Genomic DNA, 17569 nt, shown 5'->3' on the forward strand with positions numbered 1-17569 from the left:
TCAAGGTGCCCCCATTCCAAACATGCGGCGACTGCATGTTAGACATGGCGCCATGAGCCCAACGCATACTGGCCGCCGAAAGGGCCGCGTCACCCGGAGCCCTCGCCCCGCCGCCCCTCAGCCCTCGAACACCGGCCTGGACCTGTCGGGCATCAACCTCAACCTCGCCGTCGCCCTGGATGCGTTGCTCACGGAGGGCAGTGTCACCCGCGCGGCGAAGCGTGTCGGCATCACCCAGTCCGCCATGAGCCATGCCCTGGCCCAGCTCCGCGAGATGCTCGGAGATGCCCTGCTCATCCGAGGCCGCGGCGGCATGGTGCGCACGCCTCGCGCCGAGCAGCTCGCCGCCCCGCTTCACCGGGGCCTGCTCGAGGTCCAGCGCGCCCTGCGCAATGAGTCCGTCTTCGAGCCGCGCACCTCCTCGCGCCGCTTCACCATCGCCTCGGGCGACTACCACGCCGCCACGCTGCTACCGCCCCTTCTGGAGATCCTGGACGCCGAAGCCCCTGGCGTCGACATCACCATCCGCCCCTTGGTGGTTCCCCAACTCGAGGCCCAGCTGGAGAGCGGCGAGGTGGACCTGGTCATCGCCGCCTTCCCAGACCCCTTCCCCGCCCTTCGCCAGCAAAGGCTCTTTCGTGAAGACTTCGTCTGCATCGTCCGCCGGGACAACGCCGCCGTGAAGCGCGGCCTGGACCTGGAGACCTACCTGCGCCTTCCCCATGTCCTCATCAGCCCCCGGGGTGACGGCGCCGGCGCCGTGGACATGGCACTCGAGCGCCTGGGGCAATCCCGACGCATCGGCCTGCGACTGCCCTACTTCCTCACCGCCGCCCTCGCCGTGGTCCGCTCCAACCACGTCCTCACCGCGCCTCGACGGCTCGCGGAGCTCTTCCAGGACTTGTGCCCCGTCAGGCTGATGCCCCCACCCGTCACCCTCGCCCCCTTCGATGTCCTCCAGCTCTGGCACGAGCGCTTCGATGACGAACCCGCTCACCGCTGGCTTCGCACCCAGATCGCCCGCGCCGCCGCCGCGCCCCGCGGCACCCGGTAGGCCACCGGACGCTCCTCGTGGGAACCCCGTAGTCCGGAGGCAATTGCAACCAAGTCATCAACTCACGAGAATCGCGGAGGACACGGCTCACTCCGCTCGCGCAGCCCACCCGGCAGGAGGAAGGACATGAACCGCATGAGCGCGTGGATGCCATGGACCGCTGTCAGCCTGCTCGTGGGCTGTGGCGGGGCACTCGATGAGACAGCCTCTCCCGTCGAAGAGGCGCTCATCGAGCAGACCGTCGTCTGGGTGGATGACCAGGGAGTGACCGAGCACTCCACCCGCTTCATCACCCGCGCGGAGCAACAGGCCCAGTTCGCCGCCCGAGCGGCCCGGCGGGAGGCCCCCGCGGCCGACAGGAGCGCACTCGCCTACCCGGCGCCCGTCATCGACTGCAACAACCAGAACTCGCTCTGGCTCTTCGACCGCGCCGACTACCTGGGCCGACAGCTCTGTCTCTATCGCAGGCCCGGGGACTCGCTCGCCGCCCTGGACCTGGGAAAGACCATCCGCTACTTCGACCCGGCCTCCCCGTTCCCCAGGTACTGGGCCGGCGCCGTCAGGAGCCTCTCCTCCGGCTCCGACAAAGGCCAGCTGTCGCAGTGCGACCTCGTGCGGAACTTCTGCAGCACGAGTCCTTTCGACCCCTTCATCGCCTTCAACGCCTGGCAGAACATCGCCAACATCCCCGCGAGCCCGAACACCGCCTGGCTCAACACCTACTGAGGCCCGCCCCCCGGCGTGCGCCCAGACACGCGATACATCCAGGGAAGCAGCGAAGAGCCCGTGACACCCACCCCCGTCACGGGATTGAAAGGCCGGTATCCCAGGCCACCGCCGCACCGCGCAACGCTTGATAACCCCAGGTGACTCCAGGTCTTTTTCAAGCGAAGCAGTCGTGCTGTCGTTCGCGGACAGGGTCACTGAACGCCGATTCACCTGTGGGCGAGCATCCGATGGGCCGACCGGTGTAGGGTGCGACCCTATGACTTCTTCCGAGAAGCTGATTTTCACGCAAACCGTGGAAGCGCTCTTCGTGCGCGCCCTCGAGAACCGGCTCACGCCAGCGTGCCGCGAGCACCTGCGCCGTGCGGGGCTGGACCTCGACCAGAAGCTCGGGCGGACGTACACGTTGGAGCAGTGGAAGGAGTTCCTCCGCATCGCCGCGGGCCACGTCTACGGGGGCGTCCCCGCCGAGGCCGCCTACTACTCGCTGGGCGAGCGCTTCATGGATGCGTACTTCGGCACCTTCTTCGGCCGCGCGCTCCTGGGGGTCGTCCGGCTGGCGGGCCCTCGGAGGATGCTGCTGCGCGCGGGGATGGGCTTTCGCGCCGGCAACAACTTCAGTGTGGTCGAAATCGTTGAGCGCAGTCCCACTTTCGTGGAGCTGCGGATGAACGACGTGCTCGCGGACCTGCCCACCTTCTCCGCGGGCCTGCTGGCGCGCGCGGTGGAGCTCTGCGGTGGCCACCGCGTGGTGGTGCTCCCCGAGGAGTTCGACGGCGTCTCCTCGACGTTCCACATCCGGTGGGCCGAGCTGACCGCCGAAGCCGCCATGCCTCCTCCCGAGGACGGAGCCGCGGGCGCCTCGCGCCCTCGCGCCTGAGTCCTTCGCGCCCCCTGTCGCAATCCGCCAGGGTGGCGCGCGAAACGCCACGCTCGAACTGCGGCCGAGCGGGCACACCCACGACTCCGGAGAGCCTCGCTCCCGAGTCAGTCCGCGGGACCCACCCCACCGACTTCCGGCTGGCATCGCCGCTGCAATCCCCGAGTCCCGTCGCGGAGGACTCATGGACAGCAACGGTGACGAGAACGGTGCGATGGTGAAGCTCGAGCGTGGCGCGCTCTGGGGTTGGGGGCTGGTGGTGCTGGTGGCCGCGGTGCTGGCGGGAGCCGGCGTCTGGCACGGCCTGCTGCACGGGACTCCCCACACCCCCGCGACCCCGTCCACGGAGGGCCCGCCCGTCGCGGCCCGAGCCCCCGACACACCGCCCCTGCCCTCCTCCGCCCAGATGGACGCCCTCCTGCGCTCGCGACTCGCCGGAGCGTCGTCCCGCTCCGAGTTCGGCGCGTGGCTGAGGGAGCCGGACCTCCTGCGCCGCGTCGTCGCCGTCGTCGCCAACATGGCCAGCGGCGAGAGCCCTCGCTCGGTGGTGGCCTTCCTGGCGCCGCGCGGCGACTTCCGGGTCCGCACCCACGACGGCCGGAGCGTCATCTCGAAGGGCACCTACACGCGCTACGACACGCTGGGCCTCGTGGTGGCGAGCCTGGACTCCACGCTGCTCGTGGACACCTACCGCGAGGTGCGCAAGCTGGCCGAGCAGCTCCACCAGGAGAGCGCGCCGCCCGGGAGCAGCTTCGACTCGACGCTCGAGCGCGCCTTCGCCCAGGTCCTCGCGGTGCCCGTGCTCGACGGCGAGGTGGAGGTGATGCCTCGGGGGGCGCTGTACGTGTACGCGGACCCGGCGTTGGAGGCGCTCACGCCCGCGCAGAAGCACCTGCTGCGCATGGGCCCGGCGAACCTGCGCCACATCCAGGGCAAGGTCCGGGAGATCTCCCTGAAGCTCAACCAGCAGGCCGCGAGGCCCTGAGCGTCCGCCCGCCCCTCGGGCCAGCTCCCGGCGCGAAGGCCCACTCCCCGGGTGGGCATCAGTCCCCTCTTCGCGCCGGGATGTTGGTATCTGCCCTCATGCGCTCCTCCCTGCTGCCTGTCCTGCTGCTGTGCACGGCGCTCACCGGCGTCATTGGCGGGGCCGTGCACTTCATCCAGCGAGACAGGCAGGCCCTGGTGGACCAGTTCGCCCGGGAGCGACGCGCCCAGCTCCAGGAGGCCGCGCGGGGGGTCTCCGAGGCCCTGGAGGATGTGGGCGAGGACTTGCGCTTCACCGTGGAGTTGCTGTCCCAGCCCGGCACCGCCGAGGAGCATCGCCGCGAGCTGCGCGCGCTGCTGGAGGCCGTGGGCCAGTACAAGGCCATCGTCGTCTTCGGGCCGGACGGACGGGAGCAGCTGCGGTTGTTGGACCGGCGCACCGGCGAGTCACTCGCCCGGCAGTACCCGGCCGACGAGCTGGCCCGCACCGCGAAGAGCGCGCTCCAGGGGCCCTCGGGACACATCGCGTCGTCGCCGCCGCTGTCCACGGATGCCTCCGGCTGGCTGCGCGCCTTCGCCACCGCCCTGCCGGATGACGCCCCGGGAGGCGGCGGCGCGGTGGTGGTGCTGGTGAATGCCGAGCCCCTGTTCGCGCCGCTCAAGCTGCTCACCGCGGAGAGCGATACACACCTGTTGCTCCTCGGCGCGCATGGAGCCCCCACGCCCCTGAGTGCCCCCTCGCTGGCGGCCCACTATCAACGGCTCACGGCGCATCCGCGCGACACGCCGGGCCTCGCGGAGCTGGCGCGGCGCATGGGCGATGGCCAGGAAGGCTCGCGGCTCATCGAGCGCGCGGAGGCCCTGACGCTGGGGCTGGGCGACGCGGAGGCGGTGGCGAGCTTCGCGCCCGTGCGCATCAAGAACGGCGCGATGTGGCCGCTGGCCACGCTCTCCTCCACCCGGGGGCTGCGCTCCCATGAGCGCAACCTGGTGCTGCGCCTGTCGCTCGCGGCGCTCCTCGTCTCGTGCTTCCTCATCGCCTTCGGCGTGTACGTGGTGCTCGCGCGCAGCCGCGCCGTGGCGCTGCAAGAAAGCCTGCGGCACGCGAGCCGGCTGGCCCACCTGCACGACAAGACCCAGAAGATTCTCGACCACATCCCCACGGGGGTCCTCGCCCTGTCCACCTCCGGGCGCATCACCTCCGCCAATCGCGCCATCGGCTCGCGGATGCCGCCGGGCGCGGTGGGCGCCACGCTGGCGGCGGCGTTCCCCCAGGCCCATGCGCCCGTCATCCAGCGCCTGGAGGAGATGGTCGACGCGGCGGGGAGCGACAACCGCGTGCGCAGTCTCCAGGGGGTGCCCTTGCAGCTCTTCCAGGAGGAGGGCCACTTCAACGTCCACGCCGTCCCGCTGGAGCCACATCAGCCCGACGTCCGGACGCTGCTCGTGCTGGAGGACCTGAGCGACCTGCGCGCGCTGGAGGGGCAGCTCCTGCGCGCGGAGAAGCTGACCACGGTGGGCGTGCTGGCGGCGGGAATCGCCCACGAGATTGGCACCCCGCTGGGCGTCATCCGAGGCCGCGCCGAGTATGTGCAGACCAAGCTGGGCGCAGAGCACCCCCAGTCTCCGGGACTGGGGACCATCGTCGAGCAGATCGACCGGGTGAGCCGCACCATCCGGCAGCTGTTGGACTTCTCGCGCCTCCAGCCCGCGGAGTCGCGCGCGGTGCCGCTCGCGCCGCTCGTGTCGAGCGTGCAGGAGCTGCTGCGAGTCGAGGCGGAGCGGCGGCGCGTGGACCTGCGGCTGGACATCACGCCCACCCTGCCGCCCCTGGCGGCGGACGCGGACCAGCTCCAGCAGGTGCTCATCAACCTGCTGCTCAACGCGTGTGACGCGTGCGGGCCCGGCGGACAGGTGCGGTTGACGGCGTCACTCGGGGAGGCGGATGCCTCGGGTGCCTGGGGGCAGGTCCGCATCCGGGTCGAGGATGACGGCTGCGGAATCGCTCCGCGGCATCTGCATCAAGTCTTCGACCCTTTCTTCACCACCAAGAAGCGCGGCCTGGGCACCGGCCTGGGGCTGACCATGGTGGCGCACATCGTTCGGAATCATGGCGGGCGCATCGAGCTGGACAGCGCGCCCGGCCAGGGGACACGAGTGACGCTGCAATGGCCCGCCGCGGCCCCCGCGCGAGAGGAGCACCATGTCGGTTAGAGCCCGGGTACTCGTCGTCGACGACCACGTCGAGATGGGACAGATGCTGCGCGAGCCCCTGGCGGACGCGGGCTACACGGTGGACGTGGCGTCTGGCGGCGCGGATGCCATCGCCCGGCTTCGCCTGGCCGTCTACGACGCCGTCATCTGCGACCTGCGCATGCAGGACGTGGATGGCTTCGATGTGCTGGAGGCCGCGCGCAAGCTGGACCCGGACCTGCCCGTGCTGATGATGACGGCCTTCGGCGGCGTGGAGAACGCGGTGGAGGCGATGAAGCGCGGCGCGTGGCACTACTTCGCCAAGCCCTTCCGGCTGGACGAGGTGCGCCTCTACGTGGGCCGCGCGCTGGAAGAGCGCCGTGTGCGCGCCGAGCACCGCACGCTGAAGCAGCAGGCCGAGGACCGCGGGCGCCTGGGCGCCATGGTGGGCCGCAGCGCCGCGATGCGGGCGCTGTACGCGCTGGTGGAGCGCGTGGCGTGGTCCAGCGCGCCGGTGCTCGTTCGCGGGGAGAGCGGCAGCGGCAAGGAGCTGGTGGCGCGGGCGCTGCACTTCGAGGGGACTCGACGTGCGGGGCCGTTCGTCGCGGTCAACTGCACCGCCCTGCCCCACACGCTGCTGGAGAGCGAGCTGTTCGGCCATGTGAAGGGCGCGTTCTCGGGGGCGACGAGCGCTCGGCGGGGCCTGTTCGTGGAGGCCGATGGGGGCACGCTGTTCCTGGATGAAATCGGGGACATGGCGCCGGAGCTCCAGGCGCGGCTGCTGCGCGTGCTGGCGGAGGGCGAGGTGCGGGCGGTGGGTGCGGATGGTTCCCGGACGGTGGATGTGCGTGTGGTGGCGGCGACCCACCAGGACCTGGAGGCGCGGGTGAAGGAGGGGCGCTTCCGCGCGGACCTGTTCTACCGCCTCAATGTGGTGACGTTGCGAGCGCCTCCGCTGCGGGAGCGCCCCGAGGACATCCCCTCCCTCGCCGAGCACTTCCTGGGTCAGGCGCGCGCGCGCAACCCGCGCTCCCCGGTGCAGCGCTTCGAGCAGGACTGCCTCGCGGCGCTGTGTGCCCAGCGCTGGCCGGGCAATGTGCGCGAGCTGGAGAACCTGGTGGAGCGATTGGTGGTGCTGGGCACACGGGAGACAGTTGACATGGAGCAACTCCGGCCCCATCTCTCCGAAGGGTCCTCCGAGCAACATCCGCTGCTGGAGGCCCAGAGGGAGGTGATTCCCTTGCGCCGGCTGGAGAGTGAGTACATCGCGTGGGCTGTCTCCCGGTGCGGGGGGAACAAGACACGGGCCGCGGAGTTGCTGGGCATCGACGTCTCCACCATCCACCGCCGAGAGCGCTCGGAAGGCAAATAGCCACCGGCACCTGGGCGTTCTGCAAGGCCGCGACGGGAGGTCGCGGGTATCCCTCGAAGGATGGCTGTACGGCATGGCGCATGCTTCGTCACCGAGGCATGCGCCCTCTTCTCCTCGCGGTGTTCGTCACGGTCCTGGGTTGTGCAGCGCGGCAGCCCGGGGCCGTCATCCCCCCACAAACCCAGACATCCGATGCGCCGGTCACCGCGCGGCCGGAGCACGAGCGGTCCTCCTCCATGACCGAGTCCCCCGACGTGGAGTTGATTCCCCTGACGATGGAGCCGGTGTACTTCGAGCTGGACTCGACGACGCTCATGCCCGCGTTCCGCGACTCGCTCACGCAGTTGGCGGATGCGCTGCGAAAGCGTCCCGAGGCGCGGGTGAGCATCACCGGCCATACCTGCGAGCTGGGGACCACGGAGTACAACCTGGCGCTGGGCCAGCGCCGTGCCTCCGTGGTCCGCGACTACCTGCGCCGGCTGGGGGTGGAGTCGTCCCGGCTGTCCACCCTGTCCTATGGAGAGGAGCGCCCGCTCTCGGCGACGGTCCTGGAGAAGAACCGCCGGGCGGAGGTGCAGTGGCTGCACTGAGGCCGGGCATGGGCCCTCAGCGAGCGCCGCGGTCCGCTGTTACGGCGCAGTGGGAGGGGGCGGAGGCGGGGGGACGAGGTGCAGTTGGAAGTTCCCCGCACTGAAACCACTGGGGGCACTCTTCCAGAAGCTGGACGTGTACATCTGCTTCACATGCTCGGTCGCGAGCTTGTTCAAGTCAGCCGGGTTGGAAACCTCCCATTCGCCCGTGTTCGCATCCATGAAGCGACAGGTGGTGTCTGTCTTGTGCATTCCCACCACGTGGCCAGAGTCGTCCCCATCCGCACTGCTGCCATTCTTCGGCGTCAGGCCGAGGCGATAGTAGCCATTGGCGAGTGTCGTCGACGCCAGGAAATCGCCGAGATCGCTGGCGGCCCCCATCTGGACCAGCGTTCCTCGTCCCAGCCGGTCATGCACATCTTGTTGCTGCTGGTGAAGCCGCTCTGCGTTCTTGTAGGAGGCATCGAGCTGGGTCTCGAGCGCCTGCGCCTCCGGCGAACCAGCCCCTTTCTCACTGATCACCTTCTTCTGCGCCGCCCCCAGAGCCTTGAAGTTCGCGACCTCTGTCCGGACCTCGGCCGCAAGCGTATGAATCTGCCTGAGCGCCTCTGCTTCGCTTTGCTGGCCGATGATGAGATTACCGAACTTGTGCTCCACCAATTGGGAGAAGTTCTCCACCGCCGTGGACTGGTTCGACGTGGCCTGGTTCATCCGAATCCACTCGGAGGTCATGACGCTGCAAACCCCTTGAGAGCCTTGTGAGAAGGCCGCCTGGACCTCTGGATTGGCCATGATGGGGTTCTGGCCCTGGTCGATGTAGTGGAGCACCTTCGCGTCAGGGACCTTCTTGTTGATGGAGTCGCAGACCTCCTTGATGAAAGGCCTCGGGTCGACGTGGGTCTGGTGGGTGAGGGTCCGGTCAATCTCATCCACCCCCTGGAGGAACTTCGCCATGTCCACGCTGTTGCGCCGCTGGGGGACGGAGGGCTTCTGCCCTGCCTTGTTCAACGCGAGGGTGGGATGCTCCAAGGTGGACGCCAACTGGGGCTTGCCCGATTGAGCAGCAGGGTCCTTCTTGTCGGTGAACCCATCCTTCTTCGCGGGCGTCGTCGTCGCGGTCCCCTGCGCTTCCTGGGTCTTCACGACCGGCTGACTCTTCTCCACCTCTGCCGCCTGCGTCGACGTGGATTGCGACGTCTGCGTCGTTCGAGAGGGAGTGAAGACAGGCGGCTTGCTACCAACGTTCGTCGGGGCCATGGGTCCTCTGGCGTACGGGATTGGAGATGGACGGAGCAGCGCGAAGCATAGGGGGCGCCCATCACCGCGCCAACACGAAGCGGCACGCTCGCCACGGCCGGCGCATTGGCTCGAGCACTATGTCCGGAAGCCCCTCTCCCCACCGGGCCTGGTGTCATCCACCACCGCACCCATTCGATTCTCGACAGCTTCCAAGAACGTGAGGATGGCGCGGACACACGTCTCCGGGTCCTCCAGCGGAAACAGGTGGCCACCCGGCAGCTCGCTGAACTCGGTCCCCGGCATGACTCGCCGGGCCTTCGCGAACGCGGACGGCAGCAGTGTCTCCGTGGCCTGCCCTCGCACGATGAGCGACGGCACGCGGACGGCGCGCAGTGAGCGCCACACATCCTTCGCATACGTCTCGAAGACCCGGGCCTCCCACTCACGGGGAATCGTCAGGCGCAAGCCCCCCTCCGGCGCCTCCGTCAGTCCATACCGGAGGTAGTCCTCGAAGCACTCCGCATCGAAGACCTTGAACAGCGGCTTCTTGCGGTAGCTGAGCGCCGCCTCCTCGCGGGAGCCCCAGTGCGCACGCCGCCTGCGCGCCAGGCTCGCGGGAGGGACACGGCCGAGCTGCCCCAGCAATCGCAGGACATCGATGGCCAGCTTGCGCCCTCCCGAGAACAACACCGGGTCCAACGCCACCACGGCCCGGAACAACCCCGGCTCCTTCACCGAGGCCAGCAGCGTCGCCACACCGCCCATGCTGTGGCCCACGCCGAGAACCCCCTCCAGCTTCGCCGCGCGCAAAGCCTGAATCAGGTCCTCCGCCATGTCGTCCCACGTCCGCATCGAGCGAGGGTCCGAGCCCGGCACCAGACACCGGCTGTGCACCGTCACGACGCGGTAGCGCGACTTCAGGCGCTCGATGAGCTTTCGATACACGCCCGGGGGAAAGCCATTGGCGTGCGCCAGGTGCAGCACCGGACCGGTGCCGCCCCACTCTTCCAGGTGAAGGGCCTTGCTCATCGCCCCTCCCGGATAGCGCGAAGCGCCCCCGCTGTCTGCCTCGACGAAGGACGGGCTTACCGCCACTGCGGATGAGCACGCACCCGGGCTTCAATCTCGGGCGTCAGCTCCGCGCCATGCGGCGCCCGCGACGACGAACGCGTCCAGCGCTCCACCCACCGCGTCCCCAAGGGCGCCACCAGCGACTCGCGCCGAGTGGACGCCACCGTCGTCTCACCCTTCGTCCCCGTGGACGCACCCGCCCCCACGAAGAAGCCCGCGAGCAACAACGTCACCCGCGTCGGCGTCGCCGCGCTGTACGTCAACAGCAGCGCCCCTTCGCCATCCTCGCGGCAGTGCCGGCGGACCCTCGCCAGCACGCCCTCCGTCCACATCTCCGGGTTCGACGCGGGCGAGAACGGGTCGAAGTACACCAGGTCCGCCACCGGCAGCGCCCCGTCCAGGAACGGCACCGCGTTCCCCAGGTGCAGCCGCCAGCGCAGGCCGTCCTCCTCCCAGACGCCGTCCCGCATCAGCGTCTCCGCGGCCTCACGGAACGGCTGGAGGAACGCAAAGCCCGCGGCGTCCGCCAATGCCAGCCGCAGCGGCGCCAGGTCCACCTCGAAGCTCACCACCTCCAAGGACCGCTGCCTCGCCGCCCCCAGCTCGCGCGCACACGTCAGCGCGGCCACCGCGTTCGTCGCGGCCCCCAACCCCACGTCATGGATGACGAGCGGAGGGCCCGGCTGGGACAGCCGCTCGGCCAGCCGTGGCTGCTCGACATACAACCCGAGCGCCTCCTTCCATGGGCCCACCGACGGGTGCATCACCTCGCCGTGCCCCAGGTGCCGCACGGCTCGAGAGCCATTGCGCAGCGTGACGAGCTCGAAGTCTCCGTCGCGCGGGTTCTCCTCCGCGCTCACCCGACCTCCTTGAGCGTCAAGTCGCGCGCGCTGGCCTCTTCCTTCAAGTCCTTGGGCGTGGCGACCGCGGCCTTCAGCTCGCGCGACACCTGGTCATACGTCCCGGAGAGGATGCCCTCGCGGATGCGGCCCATCAGCTTCTGGTAGTGCCGCACGTTGTGCACCGACAGGAAGCGCGAGCCCAGGTGGTGCTTGCCGCGCATCAGGTGCTGCAGGTAGCCGCGCGTGTAGCGCTTGCACACGTAGCAATCACACTCGGCATCCAGCGGCTCGTCCGCCAGGCGGAACACGCTGCGGGTGATGCGCACCAGGCCCTGGAACGTGTACGCGTAGCCCTGCTGCGCCATCTTCGTGGGGATGATGCAGTCGAACATGTCCACGCCGCGCAGCACCGCCTCGATGAGGTCCGTCGGCGTGCCCACGCCCATCAGGTAGCGCGGCTTGTCCACGGGCAGCGACGCGGTGGTCCGCAGCGTCATCTCCTCGCGCTCCACCTTCGTCTCGCCCACCGCCAGGCCACCGATGGCGAAGCCATCGAACGGCAGCTTCGTCAGGAACGCCGCGCTCTCGTCGCGCAGGTGCGGGAACACGCCGCCCTGCACAATCCCGAACAGCGCCTGTCCCGAGTCCACCTTGTTCTTCGCCGCCAGGCTGCGCACCGCCCACCGGTGGGTGCGGTCCATGGCCTCGCGCGTGCCCGCCTCGTCCGTGCGCGAGTCGATGCACACGTCCAGCACCATCATGATCTCCGAGTTGATCGCCTGCTGCATGGCGATGCTGGACTCGGGGCTCAGCAGCTGCCGGCTGTTGTCGTAGAAGCTGCGGAAGTGCGCCCCCTTCTCCGTGATGAGCCGGTCCTCCGGCAGGGAGAAGATTTGAAAGCCACCCGAGTCCGTGAGCACGCCCCCATCCCACTGCATGAAGGGGTGGATGCCGCCGAAGCGCTTGAAGACCTCCGCGCCAGGGCGAAGCATCAGGTGGTAGGTGTTGGCCAGGAGGATGCTGGCGCCCGTCTCCTTCACCTCTTCCATGGCCAGGTGCCGGAAGGCGGCATGGGTGGCCACCGGCATGAACATGGGGGTGCGGAACGAGCCGCGGCGGGTGTGGAGAATGCCCGCGCGGGCGCCAGTGGGGTCGGTGGTGAGGAGCTCGAAGCGAACGGCCATGGGCGGGGCCTTATACCCGTCATCCCCGCCCGACAGTCCATCCGTCTTGGCCGTTCCCCCGCCCGGCGGACGGGCAGACACTCAAGAGCCCGCCATTCCAGGCATTTTTCGTGTACCTCCAGGCGTTTGCTCAGGTCACCGCGCGACAGAGGGGAGGCGAATCCACGCTTCCTTGGCCGCTCCGCGTCAATTCCGCTACAACGCCCCCGCCATGTTCAACGTCATCAACGTCTCCAAGGCCTACGGGCCCAAGAAGCTCTTCGAGGAGGTCAACGTCGCCTTCTCCCCGGGCCGCCGCTACGGCCTGACCGGCCCCAACGGGGCGGGCAAGTCCACGTTCATGAAGATCCTCGCCGGAGACGAGGAAGCCGACATGGGCAGCATCATCCGCCCGCGCAAGCTGGGCATCCTCCGCCAGGACCACTTCCGCTACGAGGAGACCCGCGTCCTCGACGTGGTGCTCATGGGCAACAAGCCCCTGTGGGAGGCCATGTCGGAGAAGAACCAGCTGCTCGCCAAGTCCGACATCACCGAGGAGGACGGCAACCGCCTGGGTGAGCTGGAGGGTGTCATCGCGGAGGAGGACGGCTACTCCGCGGAGAGCGACGCGGCCACGCTGCTCGCGGGTCTGGGCATCGAGGAGCCCTTCCACGAAGGGCCCATGCGCCAGCTCACCGGCGGCTTGAAGCTGCGCGTGCTGCTCGCCCAGGCCCTGTTCGGCAAGCCCGAGGGATTGCTCCTCGACGAGCCCACGAACAACCTCGATATCGACTCCATCCGCTGGCTGGAGAACTTCCTCCACGAGTTCGAGGGCGTGCTCGTCACCATCAGCCACGACCGGCACTTCCTCAACTCCATCTGCACGCACATCGCGGACATCGACTACGAGGCCATCATCCAGTACACGGGTGGCTACGACGACATGGTCCGGCAGAAGGCCCAGCTGCGCACCCGCGTCGAGTCCGAGACGGCGGAGAAGAAGAAGAAGATCGCCCAGCTCCAGGACTTCGTCGCCCGCTTCAGCGCCGGCACGCGCGCCTCCCAGGTGCAGAGCCGCATCAAGCAGATCGAGAAGCTCAAGTCGGACGACCTCAAGCGCTCCAACATCGCGCGCCCGTTCATCCGCTTCGACCAGAAGGTCGTCAGCGGCCGGCAGACGCTCATGGTGGAGGGCATCAGCAAGTCCTTCGACGGTGAGAAGGTCATCCGCCCCTTCAACGCGCTGGTGTGCAAGGGCGAGCGGATCTGCGTCATCGGCCGCAACGGCGTGGGCAAGTCCACCCTGGTGCGCATGATTGCCAACCAGCTGGAGTCCGACACCGGCAAGATTGTCTGGGGCCACCAGGCCACCGTCGGCTACCTGCCGCAGGACCACCACGGCGCCGTGCGCAAGGGCACCACCTGCTTCGGGTGGCTGCGCGACCTGCACGACAAGCTCACGAACGAGGAGATCTCCGGCGTGCTCGGCCGGATGCTCTTCTCCGGCGAGGAGCGCATGAAGAACACGGACACCCTCTCCGGTGGTGAGACGGTGCGCCTGCTGCTCTCCAAGCTGATGATCATGCAGGACAACGTCCTCGTGCTCGACGAGCCCACCAACCACCTGGACCTCGAGTCCATCTCCGCGCTCGCCGAGGGCCTCCAGAAGTTCGAGGGCACGGTCATCGTCGTGACGCACGACCAGGAGCTCATCTCCGAGGTCGCCACCCGCATCTGGTCGCTCCAGGCGGGCAAGGAGGTCCTCGACTTCAACGGCCCGTACTCCGAATTCCGCGAGAAGCACGCGGACATCGTGACGAACCGCCGCTGAAGCCGTGCCGCACCTTGCCGGGAGCGTGGCCCCCCACCTCCCGGCGCTTGGTCCGTCTGGAGGGGCCTGCTAGACGCAGCGCCATGGCCGACGTCCCTTCCCCCCCGAAGACACCCCTGACGGGCCTCACCGAGCAGCAGCAGGCCCAGAGCATCCTCCGCGAGATGGAGGAGCACCGCACCGCGCTCACGGGCCACTGCTACCGGATGCTGGGCTCCGTCTCCGAAGCGGAAGATGCCGTGCAGGAGACCTTCATCCGGGCCCTGAAGCATCAGGACCAGTTCGAGGGCCGATCCTCCCTGCGCACCTGGCTGTACCGCATCGGCACCCGCGTCTGCATCGACCTCCTGGGCGAGCGCAACCGCCGGGCCCGGCCCATGGAGCTGCACCCGCCCTTCGAGCTGGACGCGCCGCTGGGAGAGAAGCCCGCGGCCGAGTGGGTGGAGCCCGTGCCGGACGCGCTCGTGCTGCCGTCGAACGCGACGCCCGCGGAGCTGGTGATGATGCGGCAGAGCATCCGGCTGGCCTTCGTCGCCGCGCTCCAGCACCTGCCTCCGCGCCAGCGCGCGGTGTTGATTCTCACCGAGGTGGTGGAGTGGTCCGCCGTCGAGGTCGCCGCGGCGCTCGACATGACGGTCGCCGCCGTCAACAGCGCGCTGCAGCGGGCCCGGGCCACGCTGGCCACGCGGGACTTGAGCGCGCCGCGCGGCCCGCTGACGGAGGATGAGACGTCCCTGGTGCAGAAGTACGTCGACGCGTTCGAGCGCTACGACATGGACGCGCTCAGCGCGCTCCTGCACCACGACGTCACCATGTCCATGCCGCCGCTGGAGCTGTGGCTGCGGGGTCCGGAGAAGGTCTGCGCCTGGATGCTGGGACGAGGCGCCGGGTGCAAAGGCTCCCGCCACATCGCCACCCTGGCGTGCGGCGCTCCCGCCTTCGCCCAGTACAAGCCCGGGGGGCCCAACGGCACCTACACGCCCTGGTCCCTCACCGTGCTGGAAATCGAGGACGGCCGCATCGTCGCGCTCAACTACTTCCTGGACGTGATGACGCTGTTCCCTCGCTTCGGCCTGCCCCTGGAGCTGCCGGCGCTCTGACGAAGCACCGCCCGCCTCCCCGGCGGCCTGGAAACCGGTGCCCGGACTTTTTTTCCGGGCGACCGATGATTTTCGGGCCGCCGGCCGGTCCATGCCTGTGAAACCACCTGATGTTGGAGGCACACATGGCTACGACGAACTTCCGCAAGGTCTTCATCAACCTCCCCGTGAAGGACCTGAAGCGCACCAACGCGTTCTTCACGCAGCTGGGCTTCACCTTCGACGCCCGCTTCTGTGACGACAACGCGACGTGCATGGTCCTCAGCCCGGAGGCCTTCGTCATGCTGCTCTCCGAGTCGCGCTTCAAGGACTTCACCAAGAAGCAGATCTGCGACACGGGCAAGTCGACGGAGGGCATCTTCGCGCTGTCCGCGTCCAGCCGGGAAGACGTCAACCAGCTGGTGAAGAAGGCGGTGGAGGCGGGCGGCTCGTACGCGGCGGACCCGGTGGACCACGGCTTCATGTACGGCTGGAGCTTCTTCGACTTGGATGGCCACCACTGGGAGGTCGTCTACATGGACATGAACGCGCTGCCCCAGTGACGCGCGTGCGCCCCGGAGACTTCAGCCCTTCGGGTCCTCCGGAGGGCTGAGCGACTGGAAGAGCGCGGTGAGGTCCGAGGACATCTGCGCGACGGTGGTGCGCTCCAGGCTCTCCTTGAGCGCCGCCTCCGCGCGGCCGAAGACGCCTTCCAGGTATTGGGCCACGCACGGCCCGATGTCGCAGTCCGGGGCGGGCCCGACGGGGTGGCGGCCGAAGATTTCGCTGCCCTCCTCCACCGCCTCGTAGATATCCCGCAGGGTGATTTCGTCGCTGCGCTTGGCCAGCGTCACGCCGCCGCGAGCCCCCCGCTTCGTCTCCACCAGCCCCGCCCGCGCCAGGTCTCCCAAGAGCCTGCGCACCACCACGGGATTCGTCTGGATGCTGCGCGCCATGGCCTCGGACGTGAGCGGGCCCGCGTCGCTGCACGCGCACTTCGAGAGCATCGCGACGATGTGGGCCGCCATGGTGAATCGGCTGTTCACGCGCCCTCCAGGCTCGAGATGGAAACCACGGAGGTTACCTATCGCCCACCCTCGCGGCATGCAACCGGGCGAACCCCGTCATTCCGGTTGCTTGCCTGCCCGTGGGTGGGTGCGGAAGGCCCTGGGGGTCCCTGCCAGCCCCCTTTAGGGGAGTGACGGGTACCTACATGGGCACAAGGGTCAGCGCGTGCCCCTCATTCCAGGACGAGCAGTGGAGGCCTGGAGCAAGCGTTTCTCCGCCCTACCCAAATCCAAAGTCAAGAGACTCGACGCACGCCTTCTGCTTGTTTGCAGGAGCAGCCTAGAAATCAGCAGGACGGGAAGCCCCCCTCGACATTGACATGCGGCATCCATCACCATCGATTGTCGCGGCCCTTGGCTGGTGATGCGTTGACACCAGTCATGACAGGCAGACACGAAAACACCGCATCAGAACAGGAAGTCCATCCGGAACGCCCACCACCAAGAACATCTGGCCCCGCTGGAGGAGCGCGATGAAACCGAACCTGATTCTCATTCAGTGCCTGGAAGAAGACCCCAAATCCAAGAGTTCCATCGAGACAATCGAAATGGCAAAACTCATTCAAGAAAAGGAGAGAGCGCGCATCGACAGGAACGGCAACAGGCGAAATAGCGTCACCATTCTCGACTTCAGCGATTTCGCCAGCCTGACTTGGACAAAACAACGAGACACACTCCAAGAACGTCTCAACAAACAAGACCTCGCCGACTGCAAAATCGCCTTTGCAGGCCACAGCTCGTTCCTGAAAAAAGACTACACCTCAAATCCCGACAACACTATCAATGAGAAATTCGCAATCCCATTCACCGACAGGGAAATCGGAAAATACAAACTCGAAACGATTGCACAGTTCATAGGCGTCTGCATCATCTTGCGATGTCGCCGGTTCTTCTTCTTCTGTTGCGAATCAGCCGCAACAAGCGAGTCCTACAACAGGCTTTCTCCCACCCCCGAGAACAGGCGCCACAGCGAGAGCTTCTACCCATCCATCATCACCGTCACCAGAGGAGACAGAGAGCAACAAGAGAATGACGCACTCAGTGTCAGCAAAAGCAGCCTTCAATATATCGCAAATCTCATCATGGGAGCCCCTCGCCCGGGAAGCGCGTCATCCATCAAGGACTTTGAAGGCCTCGTCAAGGCAGTAAACGAAAAGGTGAATGCCACACGCTTTTCCGAAGATGCGCGCGAGCGCATTCTCCTCCGTGGATTCAACAACGTTGGCTTTGTCACCAAGGACCACTATGGACGGTACAGCTTTCCGCAGAACCTGCTTGAGGAGTACAAGAAGATCACCGACGCCCCTCCCAAGGCGAAACAGTCGAAGGGCGCCATGACTCTCGCGAGATTCTTTGAGGTGAACATCAGAGACAAACAGAACATCCACACCACGTCATATGACATCACTCCCCCCTCCGATAGTTACGAGTGACTCCCGGGCGCGGAGAAATCCTCTCGCCTGCTTGTCAAATTGAGC

The 17569-nt window shown here is 67.7% G+C and carries 16 protein-coding genes; 11 read left to right on the forward strand and 5 right to left on the reverse strand.

Going from position 1 to position 17569, the window contains the following annotated elements; genetic code table 11:
• Positions 1 to 52: 52 nt before the first annotated feature.
• The 7 genes from MYSTI_RS24970 to MYSTI_RS25000 all read left to right on the forward strand — a co-directional run bounded on the left by MYSTI_RS24970 (position 53) and on the right by MYSTI_RS25000 (position 7799).
• Entirely contained in the window at positions 53 to 1054 is a 1002-nt protein-coding gene (locus tag MYSTI_RS24970; protein ID WP_015350583.1) for a LysR family transcriptional regulator, read from the forward strand.
• A 126-nt stretch (positions 1055 to 1180) separates the two neighbouring features.
• Positions 1181 to 1780 carry a hypothetical protein gene (locus tag MYSTI_RS24975; protein WP_015350584.1) on the forward strand — a complete coding sequence of 200 codons (600 nt, stop codon included), beginning with the start codon at positions 1181 to 1183 and terminating at the stop codon, positions 1778 to 1780.
• 259 nt (positions 1781 to 2039) lie between these two features.
• A complete protein-coding gene (locus tag MYSTI_RS24980; RefSeq protein ID WP_015350585.1) occupies positions 2040 to 2660 on the forward strand; it encodes a DUF2378 family protein in 621 nt (206 codons plus the stop codon).
• A 184-nt stretch (positions 2661 to 2844) separates the two neighbouring features.
• Complete coding sequence (locus tag MYSTI_RS24985; protein ID WP_015350586.1) at positions 2845 to 3645, forward strand: DUF3014 domain-containing protein; 801 nt, start codon at positions 2845 to 2847, stop codon at positions 3643 to 3645.
• 98 nt (positions 3646 to 3743) lie between these two features.
• A complete protein-coding gene (locus tag MYSTI_RS24990; protein WP_015350587.1) occupies positions 3744 to 5858 on the forward strand; it encodes a two-component system sensor histidine kinase NtrB in 2115 nt (704 codons plus the stop codon).
• Positions 5848 to 7209, forward strand: a complete 1362-nt coding sequence (locus MYSTI_RS24995; RefSeq protein ID WP_015350588.1) for a sigma-54-dependent transcriptional regulator — start codon at positions 5848 to 5850, stop codon at positions 7207 to 7209. The genes MYSTI_RS24990 and MYSTI_RS24995 overlap by 11 nt, the downstream gene beginning before the upstream one ends.
• Before the next feature lie 236 nt (positions 7210 to 7445).
• A complete protein-coding gene (locus MYSTI_RS25000; protein ID WP_144370142.1) occupies positions 7446 to 7799 on the forward strand; it encodes an OmpA family protein in 354 nt (117 codons plus the stop codon).
• Between the two features lie 39 nt (positions 7800 to 7838).
• Here MYSTI_RS25000 and MYSTI_RS25005 read toward each other — a convergent pair whose 3' ends face one another.
• The 4 genes from MYSTI_RS25005 to tgt all read right to left on the reverse strand — a co-directional run bounded on the left by MYSTI_RS25005 (position 7839) and on the right by tgt (position 12135).
• Positions 7839 to 8942: a hypothetical protein gene (locus tag MYSTI_RS25005; RefSeq protein ID WP_144370143.1), complete on the reverse strand. Its 1104-nt coding sequence runs from the start codon at positions 8940 to 8942 to the stop codon at positions 7839 to 7841.
• A 231-nt stretch (positions 8943 to 9173) separates the two neighbouring features.
• Positions 9174 to 10067 (reverse strand): alpha/beta fold hydrolase, encoded by an 894-nt coding sequence (locus MYSTI_RS25010; RefSeq protein WP_015350591.1) that lies wholly within the window; start codon positions 10065 to 10067, stop codon positions 9174 to 9176.
• A 56-nt stretch (positions 10068 to 10123) separates the two neighbouring features.
• The gene (locus MYSTI_RS25015) at positions 10124 to 10969 is read right to left on the reverse strand and encodes an MnmC family methyltransferase (protein WP_015350592.1); all 846 of its coding nucleotides are present in this window, start codon (positions 10967 to 10969) and stop codon (positions 10124 to 10126) included.
• On the reverse strand, positions 10966 to 12135 hold the full coding sequence (gene tgt, locus MYSTI_RS25020) for a tRNA guanosine(34) transglycosylase Tgt (protein ID WP_015350593.1): 1170 nt from the start codon (positions 12133 to 12135) through the stop codon (positions 10966 to 10968). The genes MYSTI_RS25015 and tgt overlap by 4 nt, the downstream gene beginning before the upstream one ends.
• Before the next feature lie 211 nt (positions 12136 to 12346).
• Here tgt and MYSTI_RS25025 point away from each other — a divergent pair, with 211 nt between their 5' ends.
• From MYSTI_RS25025 to MYSTI_RS25035, 3 genes are all read left to right on the forward strand, one after another.
• Positions 12347 to 13945 carry an ABC-F family ATP-binding cassette domain-containing protein gene (locus MYSTI_RS25025; RefSeq protein WP_015350594.1) on the forward strand — a complete coding sequence of 533 codons (1599 nt, stop codon included), beginning with the start codon at positions 12347 to 12349 and terminating at the stop codon, positions 13943 to 13945.
• 83 nt (positions 13946 to 14028) lie between these two features.
• Positions 14029 to 15045: a sigma-70 family RNA polymerase sigma factor gene (locus tag MYSTI_RS25030; RefSeq protein ID WP_015350595.1), complete on the forward strand. Its 1017-nt coding sequence runs from the start codon at positions 14029 to 14031 to the stop codon at positions 15043 to 15045.
• A gap of 125 nt (positions 15046 to 15170) precedes the next feature.
• Positions 15171 to 15587, forward strand: coding sequence for a VOC family protein (locus MYSTI_RS25035; RefSeq protein WP_015350596.1), 417 nt, complete (start codon positions 15171 to 15173; stop codon positions 15585 to 15587).
• Between the two features lie 21 nt (positions 15588 to 15608).
• Here MYSTI_RS25035 and MYSTI_RS25040 read toward each other — a convergent pair whose 3' ends face one another.
• Positions 15609 to 16070, reverse strand: a complete 462-nt coding sequence (locus MYSTI_RS25040; RefSeq protein ID WP_015350597.1) for an Rrf2 family transcriptional regulator — start codon at positions 16068 to 16070, stop codon at positions 15609 to 15611.
• Between the two features lie 494 nt (positions 16071 to 16564).
• On the opposite strand from MYSTI_RS25040, the gene MYSTI_RS25045 reads away from it, so the two are divergent.
• Positions 16565 to 17524, forward strand: a complete 960-nt coding sequence (locus tag MYSTI_RS25045) for a hypothetical protein (RefSeq protein WP_015350598.1) — start codon at positions 16565 to 16567, stop codon at positions 17522 to 17524.
• The last annotated feature ends 45 nt before the right edge of the window (positions 17525 to 17569 follow it).

The organism is Myxococcus stipitatus DSM 14675 (genome assembly GCF_000331735.1).
Lineage (GTDB): Bacteria > Myxococcota > Myxococcia > Myxococcales > Myxococcaceae > Myxococcus > Myxococcus stipitatus.

Bases quoted from the DNA above. Each gene is read 5' to 3' on its own strand.
- MYSTI_RS24970 (WP_015350583.1), top strand. From the start codon at position 53: ATGAGCCCAACGCATACTGGCCGCCGAAAGGGCCGCGTCACCCGGAGC.
- MYSTI_RS24975 (WP_015350584.1), top strand. From the start codon at position 1,181: ATGAACCGCATGAGCGCGTGGATGCCATGGACCGCTGTCAGCCTGCTC.
- MYSTI_RS24980 (WP_015350585.1), top strand. From the start codon at position 2,040: ATGACTTCTTCCGAGAAGCTGATTTTCACGCAAACCGTGGAAGCGCTC.
- MYSTI_RS24985 (WP_015350586.1), top strand. From the start codon at position 2,845: ATGGACAGCAACGGTGACGAGAACGGTGCGATGGTGAAGCTCGAGCGT.
- MYSTI_RS24990 (WP_015350587.1), top strand. From the start codon at position 3,744: ATGCGCTCCTCCCTGCTGCCTGTCCTGCTGCTGTGCACGGCGCTCACC.
- MYSTI_RS24995 (WP_015350588.1), top strand. From the start codon at position 5,848: ATGTCGGTTAGAGCCCGGGTACTCGTCGTCGACGACCACGTCGAGATG.
- MYSTI_RS25000 (WP_144370142.1), top strand. From the start codon at position 7,446: ATGACCGAGTCCCCCGACGTGGAGTTGATTCCCCTGACGATGGAGCCG.
- MYSTI_RS25010 (WP_015350591.1), bottom strand. From the start codon at position 10,067: ATGAGCAAGGCCCTTCACCTGGAAGAGTGGGGCGGCACCGGTCCGGTG.
- tgt (WP_015350593.1), bottom strand. From the start codon at position 12,135: ATGGCCGTTCGCTTCGAGCTCCTCACCACCGACCCCACTGGCGCCCGC.
- MYSTI_RS25025 (WP_015350594.1), top strand. From the start codon at position 12,347: ATGTTCAACGTCATCAACGTCTCCAAGGCCTACGGGCCCAAGAAGCTC.
- MYSTI_RS25030 (WP_015350595.1), top strand. From the start codon at position 14,029: ATGGCCGACGTCCCTTCCCCCCCGAAGACACCCCTGACGGGCCTCACC.
- MYSTI_RS25035 (WP_015350596.1), top strand. From the start codon at position 15,171: ATGGCTACGACGAACTTCCGCAAGGTCTTCATCAACCTCCCCGTGAAG.
- MYSTI_RS25045 (WP_015350598.1), top strand. From the start codon at position 16,565: ATGAAACCGAACCTGATTCTCATTCAGTGCCTGGAAGAAGACCCCAAA.